At 64.2% G+C, this 16,689-nt stretch carries 13 protein-coding genes; 8 read left to right on the top strand and 5 right to left on the bottom strand.

The features are described 5' to 3' along the window. Window positions 1–19: 19 nt before the first annotated feature. The 3 genes from ACVWYS_RS10000 to speB form a co-directional block, all read right to left on the bottom strand. Window positions 20–1,522: an aldehyde dehydrogenase family protein gene (locus ACVWYS_RS10000; RefSeq protein ID WP_456509683.1), complete on the bottom strand. Its 1,503-nt coding sequence runs from the start codon at window positions 1,520–1,522 to the stop codon at window positions 20–22. Window positions 1,523–1,603: 81 nt separating this feature from the next. After that, on the bottom strand, window positions 1,604–3,076 hold the full coding sequence (locus tag ACVWYS_RS09995) for a purine-cytosine permease family protein (RefSeq protein ID WP_344367877.1): 1,473 nt from the start codon (window positions 3,074–3,076) through the stop codon (window positions 1,604–1,606). A 180-nt stretch (window positions 3,077–3,256) separates the two neighbouring features. Further along, window positions 3,257–4,261: an agmatinase gene (gene speB / locus ACVWYS_RS09990; RefSeq protein WP_456509682.1), complete on the bottom strand. Its 1,005-nt coding sequence runs from the start codon at window positions 4,259–4,261 to the stop codon at window positions 3,257–3,259. A 206-nt stretch (window positions 4,262–4,467) separates the two neighbouring features. Between speB and ACVWYS_RS09985 the strand changes: the two genes are divergently transcribed. Then, complete coding sequence (locus ACVWYS_RS09985) at window positions 4,468–5,997, top strand: PucR family transcriptional regulator (RefSeq protein WP_344367875.1); 1,530 nt, start codon at window positions 4,468–4,470, stop codon at window positions 5,995–5,997. 90 nt (window positions 5,998–6,087) lie between these two features. On the opposite strand, the gene ACVWYS_RS09980 is transcribed toward ACVWYS_RS09985, so the two are convergent. After that, the gene (locus tag ACVWYS_RS09980; RefSeq protein ID WP_456509681.1) at window positions 6,088–6,858 is read right to left on the bottom strand and encodes a potassium channel family protein; all 771 of its coding nucleotides are present in this window, start codon (window positions 6,856–6,858) and stop codon (window positions 6,088–6,090) included. A gap of 324 nt (window positions 6,859–7,182) precedes the next feature. Here ACVWYS_RS09980 and ACVWYS_RS09975 point away from each other — a divergent pair, with 324 nt between their 5' ends. The 6 genes from ACVWYS_RS09975 (at window position 7,183) to ACVWYS_RS09950 (ending at window position 15,407) form a co-directional block, all read left to right on the top strand. Beyond that, entirely contained in the window at window positions 7,183–8,049 is an 867-nt protein-coding gene (locus ACVWYS_RS09975; protein ID WP_344367872.1) for an MIP/aquaporin family protein, read from the top strand. A 123-nt stretch (window positions 8,050–8,172) separates the two neighbouring features. Beyond that, window positions 8,173–9,375 (top strand): alanine racemase, encoded by a 1,203-nt coding sequence (locus tag ACVWYS_RS09970; RefSeq protein ID WP_456509680.1) that lies wholly within the window; start codon window positions 8,173–8,175, stop codon window positions 9,373–9,375. 145 nt (window positions 9,376–9,520) lie between these two features. Further along, window positions 9,521–11,323 carry an SLC13 family permease gene (locus tag ACVWYS_RS09965; protein WP_456509679.1) on the top strand — a complete coding sequence of 601 codons (1,803 nt, stop codon included), beginning with the start codon at window positions 9,521–9,523 and terminating at the stop codon, window positions 11,321–11,323. 121 nt (window positions 11,324–11,444) lie between these two features. Continuing rightward, complete coding sequence (locus ACVWYS_RS09960) at window positions 11,445–13,133, top strand: MFS transporter (protein ID WP_344367868.1); 1,689 nt, start codon at window positions 11,445–11,447, stop codon at window positions 13,131–13,133. A gap of 2 nt (window positions 13,134–13,135) precedes the next feature. Continuing rightward, entirely contained in the window at window positions 13,136–14,692 is a 1,557-nt protein-coding gene (locus ACVWYS_RS09955) for a leucyl aminopeptidase (RefSeq protein WP_456509678.1), read from the top strand. Between the two features lie 49 nt (window positions 14,693–14,741). Continuing rightward, complete coding sequence (locus ACVWYS_RS09950; protein ID WP_456509677.1) at window positions 14,742–15,407, top strand: GAP family protein; 666 nt, start codon at window positions 14,742–14,744, stop codon at window positions 15,405–15,407. A 28-nt stretch (window positions 15,408–15,435) separates the two neighbouring features. Here the strand turns inward: ACVWYS_RS09950 and ACVWYS_RS09945 are convergent, their stop codons facing one another. Next, window positions 15,436–15,720 carry a hypothetical protein gene (locus ACVWYS_RS09945; RefSeq protein WP_456509676.1) on the bottom strand — a complete coding sequence of 95 codons (285 nt, stop codon included), beginning with the start codon at window positions 15,718–15,720 and terminating at the stop codon, window positions 15,436–15,438. Between the two features lie 572 nt (window positions 15,721–16,292). Between ACVWYS_RS09945 and ACVWYS_RS09940 the strand changes: the two genes are divergently transcribed. Next, the gene (locus ACVWYS_RS09940; RefSeq protein WP_133247480.1) at window positions 16,293–16,664 is read left to right on the top strand and encodes a VOC family protein; all 372 of its coding nucleotides are present in this window, start codon (window positions 16,293–16,295) and stop codon (window positions 16,662–16,664) included. The last annotated feature ends 25 nt before the right edge of the window (window positions 16,665–16,689 follow it).

Raw genomic sequence — 16,689 nt, 5'->3', positions numbered from 1 at the left:
CCGATGCTGGTATCAACGCTCACGCGCTGTGGTTGATCATGACGTGCTTGGTCCGGGAGTAATCGTCCAGGGCATAGAGTGAGAGGTCGCGGCCGTAGCCGGATCCTTTGAATCCGCCCCACGGAACCTCGCAGGCCAACACCAGGTGTGAATTGACCCAGACGGTGCCGAAATCGAGTTGCTTCGGAATGCTCAGCGACAGGCTCGAATCCCGCGTCCACACCGAGGCAGAAAGGCCGTAGGGGCTCTCGTTGGCCCGGGTAATGGCCTCGTCAGTGGTGCTGAAGGACTCGATGGTGACGACGGGGCCAAAGATTTCGTGGGTAGCGATATGGGCCCCGGCCGGCACGTTGCTGATCACTGTGGGTTCAATGAAGTAGCCGGGACCTTCCAGTGCCGAGCCGCCGATGGCCACCTGAAGACCCGCATCCTTTGCCTCGGCAAGTGATTCCTTCACGCGTTCGAAGTGCGGGCGCGAAATCATGGGACCGATTTCCACGTCGTCCCCGGCGCCCGGGGCGCCGACGACGAGCGTGCCGACTTCGCGCACCAGGTGCTCGGTGAACTCCTCAGCCACGGATTCGTGGACCAGCACGCGGCAGGCGGCGCCGCAGTCCTGGCCGGCATTCCAGAAGCCGGCGTTTCGCACGCCGGCGGCGGCGGCGCGGAGGTCGGCGTCGGGGAAGACCACAACAGGGGCCTTGCCGCCGAGTTCGAGGTGGACGCGCTTAACGGACTTGCCCGCGGTCTCCGCCACCGCCTGTCCGCTGACGACGCTCCCCGTCAACGCAATGAGGGCGATATCAGGGTGTTCGGCAAGTCGCTGCCCAACAGTCCGGCCTTGTCCCGTCACGACGTTGAGGATTCCATCGGGGATGCGTCCAGCCACAAGTTCCGCCAGCTTCAGTGTCGAGAGGGGAGTCTGTTCGGAGGGCTTGAGGACGATGCTGTTTCCGGCGGCCAGGATGGGCGCGATCTTCCACGCAGCCATCAGCAGCGGGTAGTTCCAAGGGGTGATGACGCCGACGACGCCGACGGGTTCCCTGAGGATGACTGAGGTGTGTCCGGTGGCGTAATCGCCGCCCGCCATAGACGTCAGCGTGCGGGAAGCTCCGGCCATGAATCGGAAGGTGTCGATGGTGCTGGAGACATCGTCCTCCGCGACGGTTCGCGGTTTACCGGTATTGGCGGATTCGATGAGTTCGAATGCTTCACGGTTGTCTTCAATGATGTTGGCGATCAGCGAGAGCACCTCGGACCGTTCCTTCGGCGTCGTGGCGCCCCAGGACTTCTGGGCCGCCACGGCCGCCTCGACCGCAACGTCCACATCCGCAGCCGTGCCGGCCTGTACTGACGTGATGACCTGCTCCGTGGTGGGGTCTACGACGTCGATGAGCTGAGTCGAGGAACCGGGGACAAACGTTCCACCGATGAAGTGTCCCGCGGGCGGCAAAACGCCGGCGCAGCTTTGCTCGGAGGAAGAGCGTCGGACTGTGAACTGCTTGATGTCTGTGAGTGTCATGATAATTGGCCTTTGTTTTCTGCGCCGATCTCGGCGCCGGGAGTTTGTGTGAGTGCGGGCCGCAGATGCCCGGGGTGGACGTTACGTCTGCGGCGCCTCAACCAGGTCTGTTGCGAATGCGGGCGACTGAAAGGGGACGGCATCCGGCGTCTTCCGGAACACGCGTGCCGCAAAGTAGTACAGGGGTGCAACGACCACCAGGCCAACAATCCAGGAGAGGTCCACGCCGTTCATCGCTGCGGCGACCGGCCCCGTGAACATCGCTGTTGCCGAGAACGGAACCTGGATCAACGCGCCGGCAAGATAGGCTCCGATCGCAATCCAGTTGAACCTTCCGTACACTCCACCGTCACGCTTGAAGAAGTCCTCTACCCTGTAGTCGCCGTGCCGCAGAAGGTAATAGTCGACCAGGTTGATGGCCGTCCACGGAACCAGGACGTACATCAGGAAGGAGAGGAAGTTCGTGTAGAAGAAGATGAAATTGTCGCGTGCGAACAGCGAGATCAGGAGGGCGAAGGTGAAGATGAGGATCGCCGCAATGGTCCGGGTCTTGGCGTGGGGCAACCAGGTTGGCCTGAACGTCTGGCCAATGGTGAGGGTGCAGAGGACCCCGCAGTAGAGATTCATGGCGTTCGACGCCGCAACGCCGAGGCAGAAGATTCCGATGACCACCATGGTCCATGGCCCGAGCAGGGCTCCCAGGCTGCCCACTATTTCGACGCTGCTGCCATCGTTGACCAGTGCCAGGGCGAGCGTTCCCACCAAGGCACCCAAGACCATCGGGAAGAGTGTTCCCAGGACGCAGCCTGAGTAGGAGGCCCAGAACGCCGGGGCCGAGCCGGTGCCCTGAGGCATGTAGCGGGAGTAGTCCGAGACGTAGGGAGCGTAGGCGAGCTGCCACAGGGCGGAGACGGAGATGGTGGCCATGAAGCCCACCCAGTTGAAGTTTCCCTGGTTCAGGAAGCTGGACGGCAATCCGTGGACGGCCAGGATCCAGACGAAGGCCAGCACCAGCGCCAGACCCGCCACGATGCTCAAGAAGCGTGCATAGGCGTGGATGAGCCGGTAGCCAAAGATGGTGGCGACGACGCTCACGACGCCAATGACAATGATGCCTCCGTCAACACTGATGCCCGGGCTGACTGCGGCCAGTGCTTCGCCGCCAAAGACGAGGTTCGCCGCAAAAAACCCTACGTACATGATCACCACGATGACCACGATGAGCAGCGCCCCGTACGAACCGAACTGGCCGCGGGTCTGAATCATCTGCGCCACGCCCAGTTGCGGGCCTTGGGCCGAATGCAGGGCCATGAAGATGCCACCAACGAGGTTCCCGATGATAATGCCGACGATGGCGGGTACAAAGCTGAGCCCGAACACCGTCGTCGCGAGGCCCCCGGTCACGATGGTCATGATCATGATGTTGGAACCGAACCAGATGGTGAAAAGGTCCCGGGCTTTTCCGTGGCGTTCGTGGGCGGGGATGGGTTGAATGGTCTTGTCCTCGAGCCGGGGCACTTCGGCCGCGACTGCGTGAGTGGGTCGAGCGTTCATGATGCATTCCAGGAGTACATGGGAACCTCTTTGTTCTGTCCCGGCACTTCGTCGAGCACGGGATCTGTTGTATCAATCATTCGTGACTTTTGTCACAGTGAGAATCCGGCGATTGAACAGTTGCCGTAAACCTCTTCATACATATGTACAAATCAGCCGCGACTGACCGGCAGTTGCGGCTCAAACGGTGGCCGATTCCAGCTGTTGGGCGACGTTGGCGGTGGCCTTGCTGCGGTTCACCATCAACGCCAGGAGGTCGAAGACGAGGGTCGCCGCGGCGACTGTGGTGATGTCTGCGTGGTCATAGGCCGGAGCGACCTCGACGACGTCGGCGCCCACGATGTTGATGCCGTTCAATCCGCGGAGCAGCGCCAGCAGCTCGCGGGAGTGGAGCCCGCCCATTTCCGGGGTGCCGGTGCCCGGGGCGTAGGCCGGGTCCAGAACATCGATGTCGATGGAGACGTAGACCGGGGTGTCGCCCAGCCGCTCCTTGACGCGCTGGATCGCGGCCGGAACCCCGATGACGTCCAGGTCCGAGCAGCGGATGATCTGGAAGCCGAACTCGTGGTCGCGAAGGAAATCGTTGCGGTCGTAAACCGGGCCGCGGATGCCCACGTGCATCGACCTGTCCTCGACGAGCAGGCCTTCTTCGAAGGCCCGGCGGAAGATGGTTCCGTGCGTGACCGGCTGCTCGAAATAGGTGTCCCACGTGTCCAGGTGTGCATCGAAGTGGAGCAGGGCCACCGGGCCGTGGACCTTGTTCAGGGCCCGCAGCATCGGGAGCGCGATGGTGTGGTCGCCGCCGATTGAGATGAGCCTCTTGCCGGAGCCGGCGTCGCCGAGGAGCGGGAGGGCCTGCTCTTCGATCTCGCGGACTGCGCGGGCGATGTCATACGGGGTGCAGGCGATGTCGCCGGCGTCTACAACCTGGGCTTCGTACACGGGCTCGACGTCGAGCTCCGGGTGGTAGCCGGGGCGCAGGAGCCGCGACGCTTCGCGGACGGCAGCCGGACCGAAGCGGGCGCCCGGGCGGTAGGAGGTGCCGCCGTCGAACGGGACACCGACAATCGCAATGTCGTAGTCCGGGACACGGTCGATCTGAGGAAGCCGGGCGAAGGTGCCCAGGCCCGCGTAGCGGGGGACTTTCGTTGCGTCGACGGGGCCGATTGGCTTGTGTGCGGTCATGACAGGGATCCTCCGGTTGCTTTGGTTTCCGGCAGCCCCGCAGATTTCTTCTCCGTGCCGGGCATCTGCGCGGTTGCTGCTACCTCCACTATTAGTGATCTGCGTCACGGCGTATATGCGCAGATTGACTACAAATAACAGAGGGGTTTATACATGTGTATAAGCGGCTTGGGGGCGGCCTCCGCACTCATGAACAGGAACCGCGCATGGCGATCACCGTGGCCGAACTGCTGGCCGAACCCCAGTTGGGCCTGAGCCTTCTGGCGGGGTCCGCCGGTCTGGGCAACAGGGTCACGTGGGCCCACACATCCGACCTCCCGCGGCTGTGGGAATGGGTCACCGGCGGCGAGCTCATGATGACCAACGGGCTCTCCATCCCGGCGGATCCCGCGGGGCAGGTTGAGCTTGCCGAGGCACTGGTCAACGCCGGCGCGAGTGCCCTGGCGATCGGCGAGCAGATGCATGCCCCTAAACTGCTTCCCGAGTTCTTCGAAGTCTGCGACCACCTGCCGTTGCCGGTCATCAGCATCCCTTACCCGCTTCCGTTCATCGCCATCGCACGTTCGGTCGCTGAGGCTTCGTTGCTTGAGGAGTCCCGAAAACTGCGTCAGACGGCTCGTATCTATGACCTCCTTCGGCTGGCGGGGCCCTCTGACGACAACTGGCTAAGCTTGATCGCCGGCATCGAAGCCGAACTCGACGCGAGCCTCTTCGTGGTTGATCGACGGTGCCTGCATGCCTGGCATCCCGGAGGCCGGTCGTTGCCGCCGGAGCTCAGGCGTGACCTTGAACCGCTGACGAGCAAGTCACCGGTGGCCAGCAAGAAGTTCCAGTGGCACCGCGTGGGGGACCGTCACCTTCTGATGATGGATATTCCGACGCACGCCAATGCGCTTCTGGTGGTGCTGCCGAAATCCGAGCCGCTCCCGGATGCGGTGGTGCTGCTTCATGCCGCCACAGTCCTTGGGCTGGAGCTATCGCGGACGGTTCTGTCGCTCGAGAACCAGCGCCGGCTGGGTGCCGAGTTCCTTGTGCAGGCCTTTGACGGACGCCTGGGCATAGCCGAGATTGAAAGCCGGCTGCCTGAATTCGGGATTACTTCACGGGAATTCCTCATCATCTCCATGTCCAGCGACGACGGTGAGGCCCTGGCGGGGATTCACGTCGATTTATGGCGACACGGCTATCCGACGGCCTGCCAGCGCAGGTTCAATACGTTGCATCTGGCTGTCGCCTCAGACTGCACCGACGATCTCCTGCGGCACGTCGTTCCCTTGAATGTGAAGATCGGGATCAGCCGGCCTTCCGCGGCCGCCGGTGCGCAGAGGGCCCTTCAGGAATCGATGTGGGCGCTTGGGACCGCATCAAGCACCGGCGAGCGGCTGGTCCGCTATGCCGAGGGACCCTCCTGGCTGGGACTCACCAGCTTTGAGGAAGGCAACGCACTGGTACAGCGGCTCCTCGGACCCATTTTCCAGTATGAACAGGGAGAAAATGGGGACCTCATCGTCACGCTGAAGACCTTTCTTGACACGCAACGGTCCTGGCAGAAAACCGCGGCTGCCCTGTTCGCGCATCGCCAGACCATCATTTATCGCATCCGGAAGATCAGTGAGCTGACAGGCCTTGATATGACCGAAACCTCCACGCTGGCGCAATTGTGGTTTGCCCTGCAGATCCACGAAGCCATGGACCTCCAAGGCAATCCGCGGCAGAAGAGGCCGGCCGGCTTCTGAAACGCAACGGCACCGACCGGATGCCGCGCCAGGAGACGGCAGGGAGACGGTCGTGATGTGGACGGCCGATGAGGCGTTGGCACCCTGCCGTTACCCCGGTCCTTTGCCTGGTGTGCCGTCGCCGTGGTCACTGTTGGTTTCGCCCAGGCTCCGGGCCAGCTGGTCATTGAGCCTATTGACCTGGGCAGTGAGGCGGGCAAGCTCGTCGTTGCCGGAGACTTGGTCGGCTTTCGTCCGTGAAGCGGTTGCGGCGGTCACACTTTCAACCAGCCAGGAGGACACGGCTGCCGTGACCATGCTCAGGACTGCAAACCCGCCGACCATCAGCGCGGCCGCAGCCCATCGGCCGGGAACGGTTACGGGGTAATAATCGCCGTATCCGATCGTTGTGATGGTGACCACCGCCCACCACAAGGCGTCGCCCATCGTGGTGATATTCGCGTTCGGAGCGCCCTTTTCGAAACTGAGGACGCTCAGGGCAACGGTGTAGATCAGAAGGACGGCCGAGGCAATGACATAGGCCATGACGCGCGTTCGGATGGCGGTGCCCGGGGCCCGGTCCATGACTTTACGCAAGGTGAAGGGACGCAGGAGCCGCAAAGGCCGCGCTACCGGAAGCACCACCATGAGCAGGTCCATAGGGTGGCGGATGAACCATCGGCCCCGGTGGGGCGCCAGCACCAATTTCACAATGTAATCGACGCCGAAGGCAGCCCACGTTGACCAGATGACCAGTGTCAGAAGGGTGGCGTAGGGGGCCGGCGGTTCGACAATGACCAGGATGGAGTAGGCCGCCAGGAAAAGAAAGGCCGCACCGACGAGGGGCCACTCGGAATACTTCTGCCACGTCTGAAGCGTCATGGCTGAATCGTAGGACTTTGTTCCCCGGATGTCCTTACGAAATTGCCGCCCCTGTTCTTTCGGATGTTCGCGCCTTTCGAGTGTTAGCGGGCGCCAGCCCCGTCCTTTCCCCGAATCGACTGCACCCTTACCGGCCGTGGCGCGTGACGGATGGATCTCGCTTCATTGGCCGGCCGACAACTCCTGGAGGGCCATCTGCGCAACGCTGACAACCGGCTCCGGCAGCGGTACATTTGGCTTCTCAGGTGCCGCCCCGCTCTGTGCCAACAGATTGGCAATCAGATTGGCACGGCACGATTCCATAACCGGCGGAGGCGACACGCCATGGCGGAAAATCAGGGCAAAGACGGAATCGGACGCGCGGGCGCGCGTCAAGACGAGGCGCACAATCACAACCTTGCCAGCGAGCTGGGAGTTGTCGAGCAGAACATCCTGCTGCGAATCCAGGATTTTAATGATCCGCGCCAGGAATGGCGGCGGCTGTTCTCGGAGTTTTACGGCACATTTCTCCTCGTCATTGTCGCGGCCGGGGGTGGAATGATGAGCCAGGCCTTCCCCGGTGTCATCAGCCGCACGGCGGCCGTGGTGGCCCCCGGCCTGATGGTGATGGGGATCATCCTGTTCATGGGCAAAATCTCCGGCGCGCATCTGAATCCTGCGGTCAGCTTCGCGTTCGCGCTCCGCGGTGACTTCCCGTGGCGCCGGGTGCCGGGCTACATCGTCGTTCAGCTCATCGGCGCGACGCTTGCCTGCCTGCTGCTGCAGGCCGTGATCGGTGTCTCCGCCACTTACGGTTCGAACTATCCGGCGGGAGGGTATTCGGCGGGCGCCGCGTTCTGGATGGAGACACTGCTCACGTTGGTGCTGGTCAGCGTCATTCTGGGAACCGCCTCCGGGGCTCAGAACATCGGATTGCTCGGGGCGTTTGCAGTGGGCGCGTACATCGCGGTGGCCGGACTGTGGGGCAGTCCCATTTCCGGCACATCGATGAATCCGGCACGAACGTTCGGGCCCGATCTCGCAAGCGGCAATTTCGCCGACTACTGGGTGTACGTCGCCGGGCCACTGGCCGGCGCAGCGGCCGCCGTCGGTATCGCCTTCATTTTGCGTGGCGCGGGCGGCGGGAAGTCGGGTTCCGGGGCCGCGCAGGGAGCCCTCTTCACCGAGACCGCCAAAGAGGAGAAACCTTAACGGTCGGTGGGGGCATTTTCCCTCCGCTCCCGGTTTTGCCCTGCCATGACGCACTGCCCGTGATGCTCCAGTAGATTGTCGGAGGGAAAAGCCGCTTTTTGGAGCGAACGACAGGGGAGTAGCGTGAGCAAGCTGATCAAGAGTCCGGCCGGAGCCGATGGAGACTTCGCGGCCAAATTAGCCGCTACCCCGGCGTATCCGCAGCTGCGGCTCAACAGCGAGGCCCTCGACAGCAATATCCGGGTCATGGCCGAGTGGTGTCGCGAGAGGGGTGTGGAGCTGGCCCCGCATGTCAAGACAACGATGTCGGCACCGATCATCGAACGGCAGGTGGCCGCCGGCGCGGTCGGCGTAACCGTCGCCACCGTGGACCAGGTCGCTTCGGCACTGGATTGGGGACATGTCCGCGTTCTCGTCGCCAACGAGATCGTCGACACCTTCGGACTACTGCGTGTCCGAACGTGGCTGGAGGAGGATCCGGCCCGGGAAATCCGTTGTTTCGTCGACTCGGCGGCTGGGGTCAAAGCAGCGGCGGCGGCGTTCGACGGCGCGACGGTCGCCCTTGAGGTGCTGATCGACGTGGGAACTCCCGGCGGACGCACCGGAGTCCGCGGCGTGGGCGAGGCCCTGCGCCTGGCCGGGCTGGTCCGTGCCACGCCGGGCCTGAAGCTGGTCGGCGTCGCCGGCTACGAAGGCGTCGTGCCCAACAGCAGGGCCGAGGATACGGTCACGGCGGTTGACCGGCACTGCCAACTGGTAAAGGACACCTATCTGGAAGCCGCGACGTACTTTGAGACCGCCACGCCCATCTACTCCATGGGCGGTTCCGCGTTTCCGGACCGCGTCATCGCGTTCCTTCCTGACCTCGGCGAGGTGCCTGGAACCAGGACAATTCTCCGATCAGGGTGCTATGTGACCCACGATCACGGCACGTACGCCGCCGTCAGCCCCGTGCCTGGTCTCATTCCCGCGCTTTCGGTTCGCGCCGTCGTCCTGTCCACCCCGGAAGAGGGGATCGCCGTCGTCGGCGCGGGCAAACGGGATCTTCCGTACGACGCCGGGCTGCCGAGCTTTTTGTCGGCCCGAACGGCTGACGGTGCGACGAAGACCGGCGCAACCGCAGCGGTGCGAAATCTCTTCGACCACCACGCAGTCCTTACCGGCGCGACGGGTCTGGAGGTCACGGATACCGTGGATTTCGGGATATCCCATCCCTGCTCGGCGTTTGATCGCTGGCCCGAATACGTCGTCACGGACGGGGACGGGCAGGGCCTCGACGTGTGGAGCACCGACTTCCGCCGATCCTCGCTGGCGCCGCACTCCTGACTGCGGCGGTCCTGGCTGCGGCGCTCACGCACGAAAGCGCCCTCGATACGGGAGGGCGTTGATCCGTTGCGGAACCCCTGTGCCCGAGGTGAGCCGCGAGGCGGGGGTATATCTGGAATAGGGGTTTTGGTTTAGCGTGTCCCTCATGACGGACATTGCGATCACCGTTCTTGTCCTTGTCGTCGCTGTAGCGGCGTTCGTCTGGAACCGGTTGCCGGTCGAGATTGTTGCCCTCGGTGTGGCCCTGGCCCTGCTGGGAACCGGTGTGATCAGCATGGAGGAAGCATTCTCCGGCTTCGGCAGCGCAACGGTTGTGCTGATCGCTGCGCTGTTCGTGGTGGCTGAAGCCATTGACGCCGCGGGAATCACCACATGGCTCGGGGGTCTGCTCGTCCGGTTCGCAGGAACGAGCCGGGTTCGGCTCGTCCTGCTCATGATGGGCATCACCGCCGTGTTGACGGCGTTCATTAGCGTCAACGGGGCGGTCGCCGCGCTGCTGCCGATGGTAGTGGTCCTTGCCGTACGGCTGGGCCGCCGCCCGGCGCAGCTACTGATGCCGATGGCCTTCGCCGCCCATGCCGGGTCCTTGCTGGTGCTCACCGGTTCGCCGGTCAACATCCTGATCCTCAATGCCGCCATGGAATCAACCGGTCACGGCATCGGGTTCTTTGAGTTCGGGCTCGTGGGCCTTCCCCTGCTCGTGGGTACCATGGGGCTGGCCGTCTGGCTCGGGCCCAAACTGCTGCCGGATCGCAGCCCTGATGCGCTGCCTAAGGACCTGAGTTCCCACGGGGACACGCTCCTGCAGCACTATCTGGGCGATGACCAGCTGACCAGGCTCCGGATCCCGCCGGATTCGGCCCTCATCGGCCTCCCCACGGCTGACCCCCTCGCGGAGCACCCCGCAGGGCTGCACCTGATCAGCGTGCAACGCCCTAGCGGCAAACCGGTGCGCGCGGACGAACTTTCGGCCGGGGACCAAATCATCGTGCGCGGTGATCAGCAGCTCATCAACGAATTTGCCACCGCGCATGCGTTGGAACAAACCGACGGCGCCACGTGCGGGCTGATCAGCCGATCTTACGGCGTGGCCGAAGTGGTGGTCGCGCCCCGGTCAAATCTGGTTGGCACCGTCGTGTACCCCGGCATGATCACTGCCAGCGGTGCATTGGTGGTCCTTGCTCATCAGCGTCCGGGGGACCAGCTGTCCCGGGAACGCGCCACTGTCGCTGCAGGTGACATGATGCTGCTCCAGGGAGCCTGGTCCGCGCTGGACAAACATACGGTGGACCACGATGTGATGCTGGTGGATTCTCCTGATGCGATCCGTCGACAGACTGTCCCGTTGGGGCCGGGGGCCGTTCCCGCCCTGATCGTCCTGGCCGCGATGGTCATCATGCTGTCCACGAGCATTGTTCCGGCCCCCGTTGCCGCGCTGTTGGCCGCCATGGCCATGGTGGTGCTCAAAGTGGTCACACCCGCTCAGGCGCACCGTTCGATGGCGTGGCAGACCCTGATCCTTGTAGGGGCCATGATCCCGCTGTCTTCAGCCATCACCAAGACAGGTGCCGCGAGCATGATCGCCGACGGCATGGTCGCCGTCATCGGAGGTTCCGGCCCCCTGTTGCTTCTGGCGGGCATTTTCGTGGTCACGGCGGTCCTCGGGCAGCTGATCAGCAATACCGCCACGGCGTTGATCATCATTCCGATTTCGTTGTCAGTTGCGGCCGAGGCTGCGCTCAACCCCATCACGGTCCTCATGTGCGTCGCGGTCGCCTCGTCGGCCGCACTCTTGACCCCCGTATCCACACCGGCCAACATGATGATCATGCAGCCCGCCGGATACCGGTTCGGCGACTACTGGAAGTTTGGTTTGGCGGTCATGGCGCTCTATGCAGCAGTCGCGATTCTGTTGGTCCCCGTGTTCTGGCCCGCCCATGTTCTCTAACACACGGCAACATCCCCCACGACGTGGCAGGAACCGGAGGGGTCCCGGAACTGCGGGCCCGGCTTCATCCAGATGATCCTGAGGCAGTTCCTCACAACTGATCCCCACTAAGGAGCACGGAATGTCCCAAACTATCCCGTCGGCGTCGACATCCGCTGCCGCAAGAACGGCTTCCTGGTTGCCACTGATCGTGGTGGTGCTGACACAAATCCAGGCCTCATTCGCAGTGAACGCGCTGACCGTTTCGATGCAGGGTATCACAACCGACCTCGATACACCGGCCACCTCGGTGGGCACGGCAATTACCGCCGGTACGTTCTCGATGGCTGCCTTCATCCTCCTGGGGGCAAAGGTGGGCGCCCGTTTCGGCACCCGCAAAGTCTTCCAGATTGCGGTCGGCATTCATGCCGCCGCGATGGCGTGTGTCGCACTCAGCCTGAGCCCCGCCATGCTGTTCATCGCCCAGGCGTCCTCCGGTGCTGTGATTGCACTGATCGCCCCCGCCTTGACCGTCTTCATTGCCACCAACTATCACGACGAGCAGCAGGCGAAAGCCATCGGCCTGCTCGCCGCGGCCATCCCGGCCGCAGGTGTCCTGGCCCTGTTGATCGCCGGCTGGTTTGCCACCACCATCGGCTGGCGCTATTCGTTTGGACTGATGGTGGTCCTTGGCGCGGTGAACCTGCTGTTGAGTTTCAGGCTCAAGAGCGTTCCCGCGCAGCCCAATCTGAAGATTGACTGGACCGGCGCCATCATGGCCGCGGTTGCCATCATCCTGCTCAGTTTCGGCTTCAGCGGGTTGTCGAGTTGGGGTGTGTGGTTCGCCACCGATCAGGCACCCTTCCAGATCGCGGGCCTCTCCCCGGCGCCGCTACTGATTCTGCTGGGCCTGATCGCCGGCGAGCTGTTCTTCCGGTGGATCCGCAAGCGCCAGGACGCAAAGCGCTCGCGCATCTTCGACCTGCGGGTACTCGCGTCAAGCTCTGAGTTGGCGGTGACCGCGTGCATGGGCCTCATGTTGTTTGTGGGCACCGCGGCGAACTTCCTGATTCCGCTCTACATGCAGATGGTCCAGGGCCTCTCAAGCATCGAAACGTCGTTCTCGATCATTCCGTACACCCTGTCGATCTTCCTGGCCAGCACTTTCGTGGCCTTCCTCTACGCCAAGTTTCCGCCCCGGACCATCGCGCAGGCGGGCTTCGTCGTCGTCGCCGGCGCCCTGACACTGATTGCCTTCACCATCCGCAACGACTGGGGACAGGTCATTGTGGTCCTCGGCCTGATCCTGCTGGGCCTTGGCCAGGGCGCGATCGTGGCCCTGGTCTTCAACACGCTGCTCAGCGCGGTGCCCAAGCCATTGGCCGGCGACGTCGGCGCCTGGCGCGGCCTGGTGCACAACCTCTCCGGCAGCGTTGGCATTGCTGTGGCCAGCGCGTTTGCCGTCGGCATGCTCGCCTCGCTGATCGCCAGTGGAGCGGCGGCGCACCCTCAGGTCTCCGATGAGTTGATCTCCAAAGTGAACATCAACGACGCCAACTTCATGACCAATGAACAACTCGTAGCCGCCATCGGCGACCGGGCAAGCGGTCCAGCGGAACTTGCCGCCGCCGTCGAAGTTAATGCCGAGGCACGGCTTCGTGCCCTGCAGTACTCGCTCCTGGGACTCGCAGGTCTCGCACTGCTGGCAATCGTCCCCGCCGGGGCCATGCCCGGCAGGATGCGCGGGGACCTGCCCGAACAGCTCGAACCGGATGATCCCGACGCCCTGGAGCTGGGATCCACGGATACCGCCACAGAGGGAAGGGCATGAACATGACCCGCGAACCGTACAAACTGATCCCCGAGAGCTTCACCGCCATCCCGTCGTTGGAACGGGACGAGGCCACTATTGAATGGGTGGCAGAGTTCGGCGAACTCGACGCGCTGGGCGTCGTGGTGACCACCGACGGCGAGGTTCCCGCCGTTCTCGGACTGGACCGAGAGGCACTGGCGCGTGCCGGCTTCACCGCCGCTGCCGGGACCACGCTCCTGCTGCCGGCTGCCTCGGGGTCCACCCTTTTGGTGGCAGTGGGCGGCGGCGCATCCGGGGGCCTGGATGCCGCGAGGCTGCGCAACGCCGTCGCCGTACTGCTGCGCGCCACCGCACGCCACGCCCGGATCGGCCTCGATCTTCCGGCCGTCGCAGGGATGGACGCTGCAAGCCTAGGCCAGGCATTGACCGAGGGGGCGCTGCTGGGCCGTTACCGCTTCGATGTGCTGCAGAGCAAGCCCAAGAACGTTCCGCTGGCGCTGCTGCAGCTGCGCGCCCCCGGGATCTCCATGGCCGCGGCCGCCGGGGGTCTGGCGACAGGGCGCGTCACCGCGCGGGCCGCCAACATCGCCCGCGATCTGTGCAACGCCCCGCCCAGCCACCTCACGGCGGCGGATCTCGGCGCGATTGCCAAGGACCTGGGGTCACGGTTCGGGTTCGTAGTGGAGGAGTTCGACAAACAGCAGCTGATCGACCTCGGCTGCGGCGGACTGCTTGGTGTCAATGCCGGCAGCGCCCAGGAGCCGCGCATGCTCAAGCTCACCTTCATGCCCGACGGCGAATCCACCGGGCACCTGGGAATGGTCGGCAAGGGCATCATGTATGACTCCGGCGGGGTGAGCCTGAAACCCAGCGACCCCATGCACCTGCTCATGAAGATGGACATGGGCGGTGCCGCCGCCGTGCTCGCGACATTCACCGCGCTGCGCGAGCTCGGGGCCTCCGCCAAGGTCACCGGCTTCCTGATGTGCACCGACAACATGCCGTCCGGCTCGGCCTACAAACTCGGCGATGTCCTCACCGCCCGCAACGGCACCACCATAGAGGTCAAGAACACCGACGCGGAGGGCAGACTGGTCATGTGCGACGCACTGACATTGGCCGTGGAGGAGGGCGCGGACGCCATCGTGGACATCGCCACGCTCACCGGAGCCTCCTTGATGGCGCTCGGGCAATTGACTGCCGCGCTCTTCGGCAATGATCAACTGCTGGTGGACAGGCTGCGGGATGCTGCCGCCCGCACCGATGAGCAGGTCTGGCAACTGCCGCTGGAGCCCCAGTACCGCAAGCAGCTTGATTCGGACATCGCGGACATTTCCAACCTCGGCGGAAAGTACGCAGGGGCCACCACCGCCGCGCTCTTCCTCGCCGAGTTCGCGGGAGACACACCCTGGGCCCACCTGGACATCGCGGGCACTATGCAGTCGGATACCGACGACGTGTGGCGTTCGAAAGGCGCCACCGGCTTCGGCACCCGCACCCTGATCGAGCTCGCCCGCAGCTTTACTCCGGTTCGGGCCGCGTCTGCTGCGGCTTCAGCTCAACCTTCAGCCGAGTAGCGGGAGACGGTTACCGTGTTCCGCGCCCGCAGTAGCCAGACGGAGAAGTGTGCTTGAGCTGGTCGCGGAGCTGATGCCGCAAGCCATCGGCCTTGCGGCCAGTCCGCTCCCGCTGATCGCGGTGCTCCTGATGGTCCTGTCCCCGAACGGTCGGGGCAGGAGCATCGGCTTTGCCGTGGGCCGGGTGCTCGGGGTCCTCGCGACGGTGATTGCAGTGGCCGCCCTGTCCGAACTCGTCACACAAGGATCCGGCGGGTCACGAATCGGCGCCGTCATCCGCCTCGTGTTCGGGGTGGCGCTGCTCTTCCTGGCCCTGACCAAGGTCCGCTCACGGCCCCGGGGGTCCGCCGAACCGAAGACCCCCGGGTGGATGCAAGCCTTGGACGACATGCCGCCCGCGAAGGCTCTGAGGACCGGCTTCCTGGTGACCGTGATCAATCCGAAGGAACTGATCTTCGGCCTCGCGGCAGGTGTCGTGATCGGAAGCTCCACGCTCCCGCCCGGCGTGCTTGCCGCAGCCGTGCTCATCTACACGGCGATCGCCACGATCACCGTCGTGGTCCCGGTGGTGGCGTATCTTTTCCTCGGTGCCCGCGTGCGCGGAGTGCTGGAACCGGTCCGGACATGGCTGGTTCGCTACTACAACATCATCATCGCGGCCGTGCTCGCCATTATTGGCGTCGTGATGATCGGCAAAGGCCTCGCGGGCATTTAGGCGGTCCCGCAGCTGCCCGCACCGCCGGTCAATCCTTGAGGTGCCGTGTGAGCACGTCAAATTCCTCGACGCCAAGGATCTGCATGTGTTGCTCGGCGCTGGTCTCCGAACGGATTCTAGCCGCAGCTTCCGCGCTGCCGGCGAGGGCTTCCTCGTCCTCCCACAGCGTGATGGACAGCGACTTGTTGTCCTTCCCCAACAGGTAATAGATGCCAAGGCACCCCGGCAATGCCAGCACCCGGTTGACGGTGTCCTCTGTGAGTGCCCCCGAGCTGTCAGGGCCTGGCTGATAGGTGCTGACGCGAGCGAACATGTCCATCCTCCTAGATACGTGAGAGTCGGAGTGCCTGCCGCTCACGCCCTTTAACAGGGAGACGCACCTTCATGATTGGCGGTCCTGGTGAGCGCTGGCCTGTTCCCCTCCCACCAGTAAGGACCAGGCGGCCTGGATGCACAAGGGGGAAATACTTGCCGGGCGCCCGGCAGGCAGGATCCGGGGAGGGCGCCGGCAGGCGACACGGAAGGCGTGAGCTGTGTAGACAGGGCCGCTCACGCGCCGTCGCTGGCGGATCCGCTACGGAAACGGACACATGACGACGAAAAGGTCCGTCGCTACGCGGATCCGGGCAGCGCCGGACATATTGCATGGCGGCCGTCCGAAAACATGGCGAAAACGGTGCGTGGAAGACACGGGGCCGGTTTCGCAGGGTAGGCAGACGCATCCACGACGGCGCCGCCCGGGTGCGGCGGGTACGAAGGCCCTGTCCCGTCGCCCGTGAACGGTGGGACGATCCGTAGATAAGCACCAGGACCCATTCGCCGCTTCAGGCGCGCGGCGTGACAGAACGGTCGCGCCGATTGGACGGGTCCGACGAGGAGGTTCTGATGATCACTGCCACGATGGTTGTAGCCACGATTCCGGTCACGGACCTGGAGAGGGCCAAGTCGTTCTACGGCGATATCCTCGGCCTGACATTCTTGTGGGAGACCCCTGCCGGAGTCCGGTTCCGTTGCGGAGCCGCCAGCGAGATCTCGATCTTCAAGCGCCCGCCCGTCACGACGGAGCACACCCTGGCCCATTTCGAGGTGCAAGATATCGAGGCCTTGGTCCAGGACCTGAGCGCGAAGGGCGTGGAATTCCTGGACTACACCGAAGGCCCCCTGGTGACGACGGGCCACATCGCCCAGCTCGGCCCCGCGAGGGCTGCGTGGTTCCATGATCCTGACGGCAACACCCTCGGGCTTCGCCAGGGGTAGAACCAGGGCGGCAGGCAGCACCTCC

It is taken from the genome of Arthrobacter sp. TE12231 (assembly GCF_054062895.1).
Note: the sequence above shows the minus strand (reverse complement) of the source record. Positions and strands in the feature narration are given on the sequence as shown.

What these genes read in the sequence shown, in the direction of transcription:
- speB (WP_456509682.1), bottom strand. Translation starts at nt 4,261, where the DNA reads ATGACCGCACACAAGCCAATCGGCCCCGTCGACGCAACGAAAGTCCCC.
- ACVWYS_RS09985 (WP_344367875.1), top strand. Translation starts at nt 4,468, where the DNA reads ATGGCGATCACCGTGGCCGAACTGCTGGCCGAACCCCAGTTGGGCCTG.
- ACVWYS_RS09955 (WP_456509678.1), top strand. Translation starts at nt 13,136, where the DNA reads ATGACCCGCGAACCGTACAAACTGATCCCCGAGAGCTTCACCGCCATC.
- ACVWYS_RS09960 (WP_344367868.1), top strand. Translation starts at nt 11,445, where the DNA reads ATGTCCCAAACTATCCCGTCGGCGTCGACATCCGCTGCCGCAAGAACG.
- ACVWYS_RS09975 (WP_344367872.1), top strand. Translation starts at nt 7,183, where the DNA reads ATGGCGGAAAATCAGGGCAAAGACGGAATCGGACGCGCGGGCGCGCGT.
- ACVWYS_RS09945 (WP_456509676.1), bottom strand. Translation starts at nt 15,720, where the DNA reads ATGTTCGCTCGCGTCAGCACCTATCAGCCAGGCCCTGACAGCTCGGGG.
- ACVWYS_RS10000 (WP_456509683.1), bottom strand. Translation starts at nt 1,522, where the DNA reads ATGACACTCACAGACATCAAGCAGTTCACAGTCCGACGCTCTTCCTCC.
- ACVWYS_RS09965 (WP_456509679.1), top strand. Translation starts at nt 9,521, where the DNA reads ATGACGGACATTGCGATCACCGTTCTTGTCCTTGTCGTCGCTGTAGCG.
- ACVWYS_RS09995 (WP_344367877.1), bottom strand. Translation starts at nt 3,076, where the DNA reads ATGAACGCTCGACCCACTCACGCAGTCGCGGCCGAAGTGCCCCGGCTC.
- ACVWYS_RS09980 (WP_456509681.1), bottom strand. Translation starts at nt 6,858, where the DNA reads ATGACGCTTCAGACGTGGCAGAAGTATTCCGAGTGGCCCCTCGTCGGT.
- ACVWYS_RS09940 (WP_133247480.1), top strand. Translation starts at nt 16,293, where the DNA reads ATGATCACTGCCACGATGGTTGTAGCCACGATTCCGGTCACGGACCTG.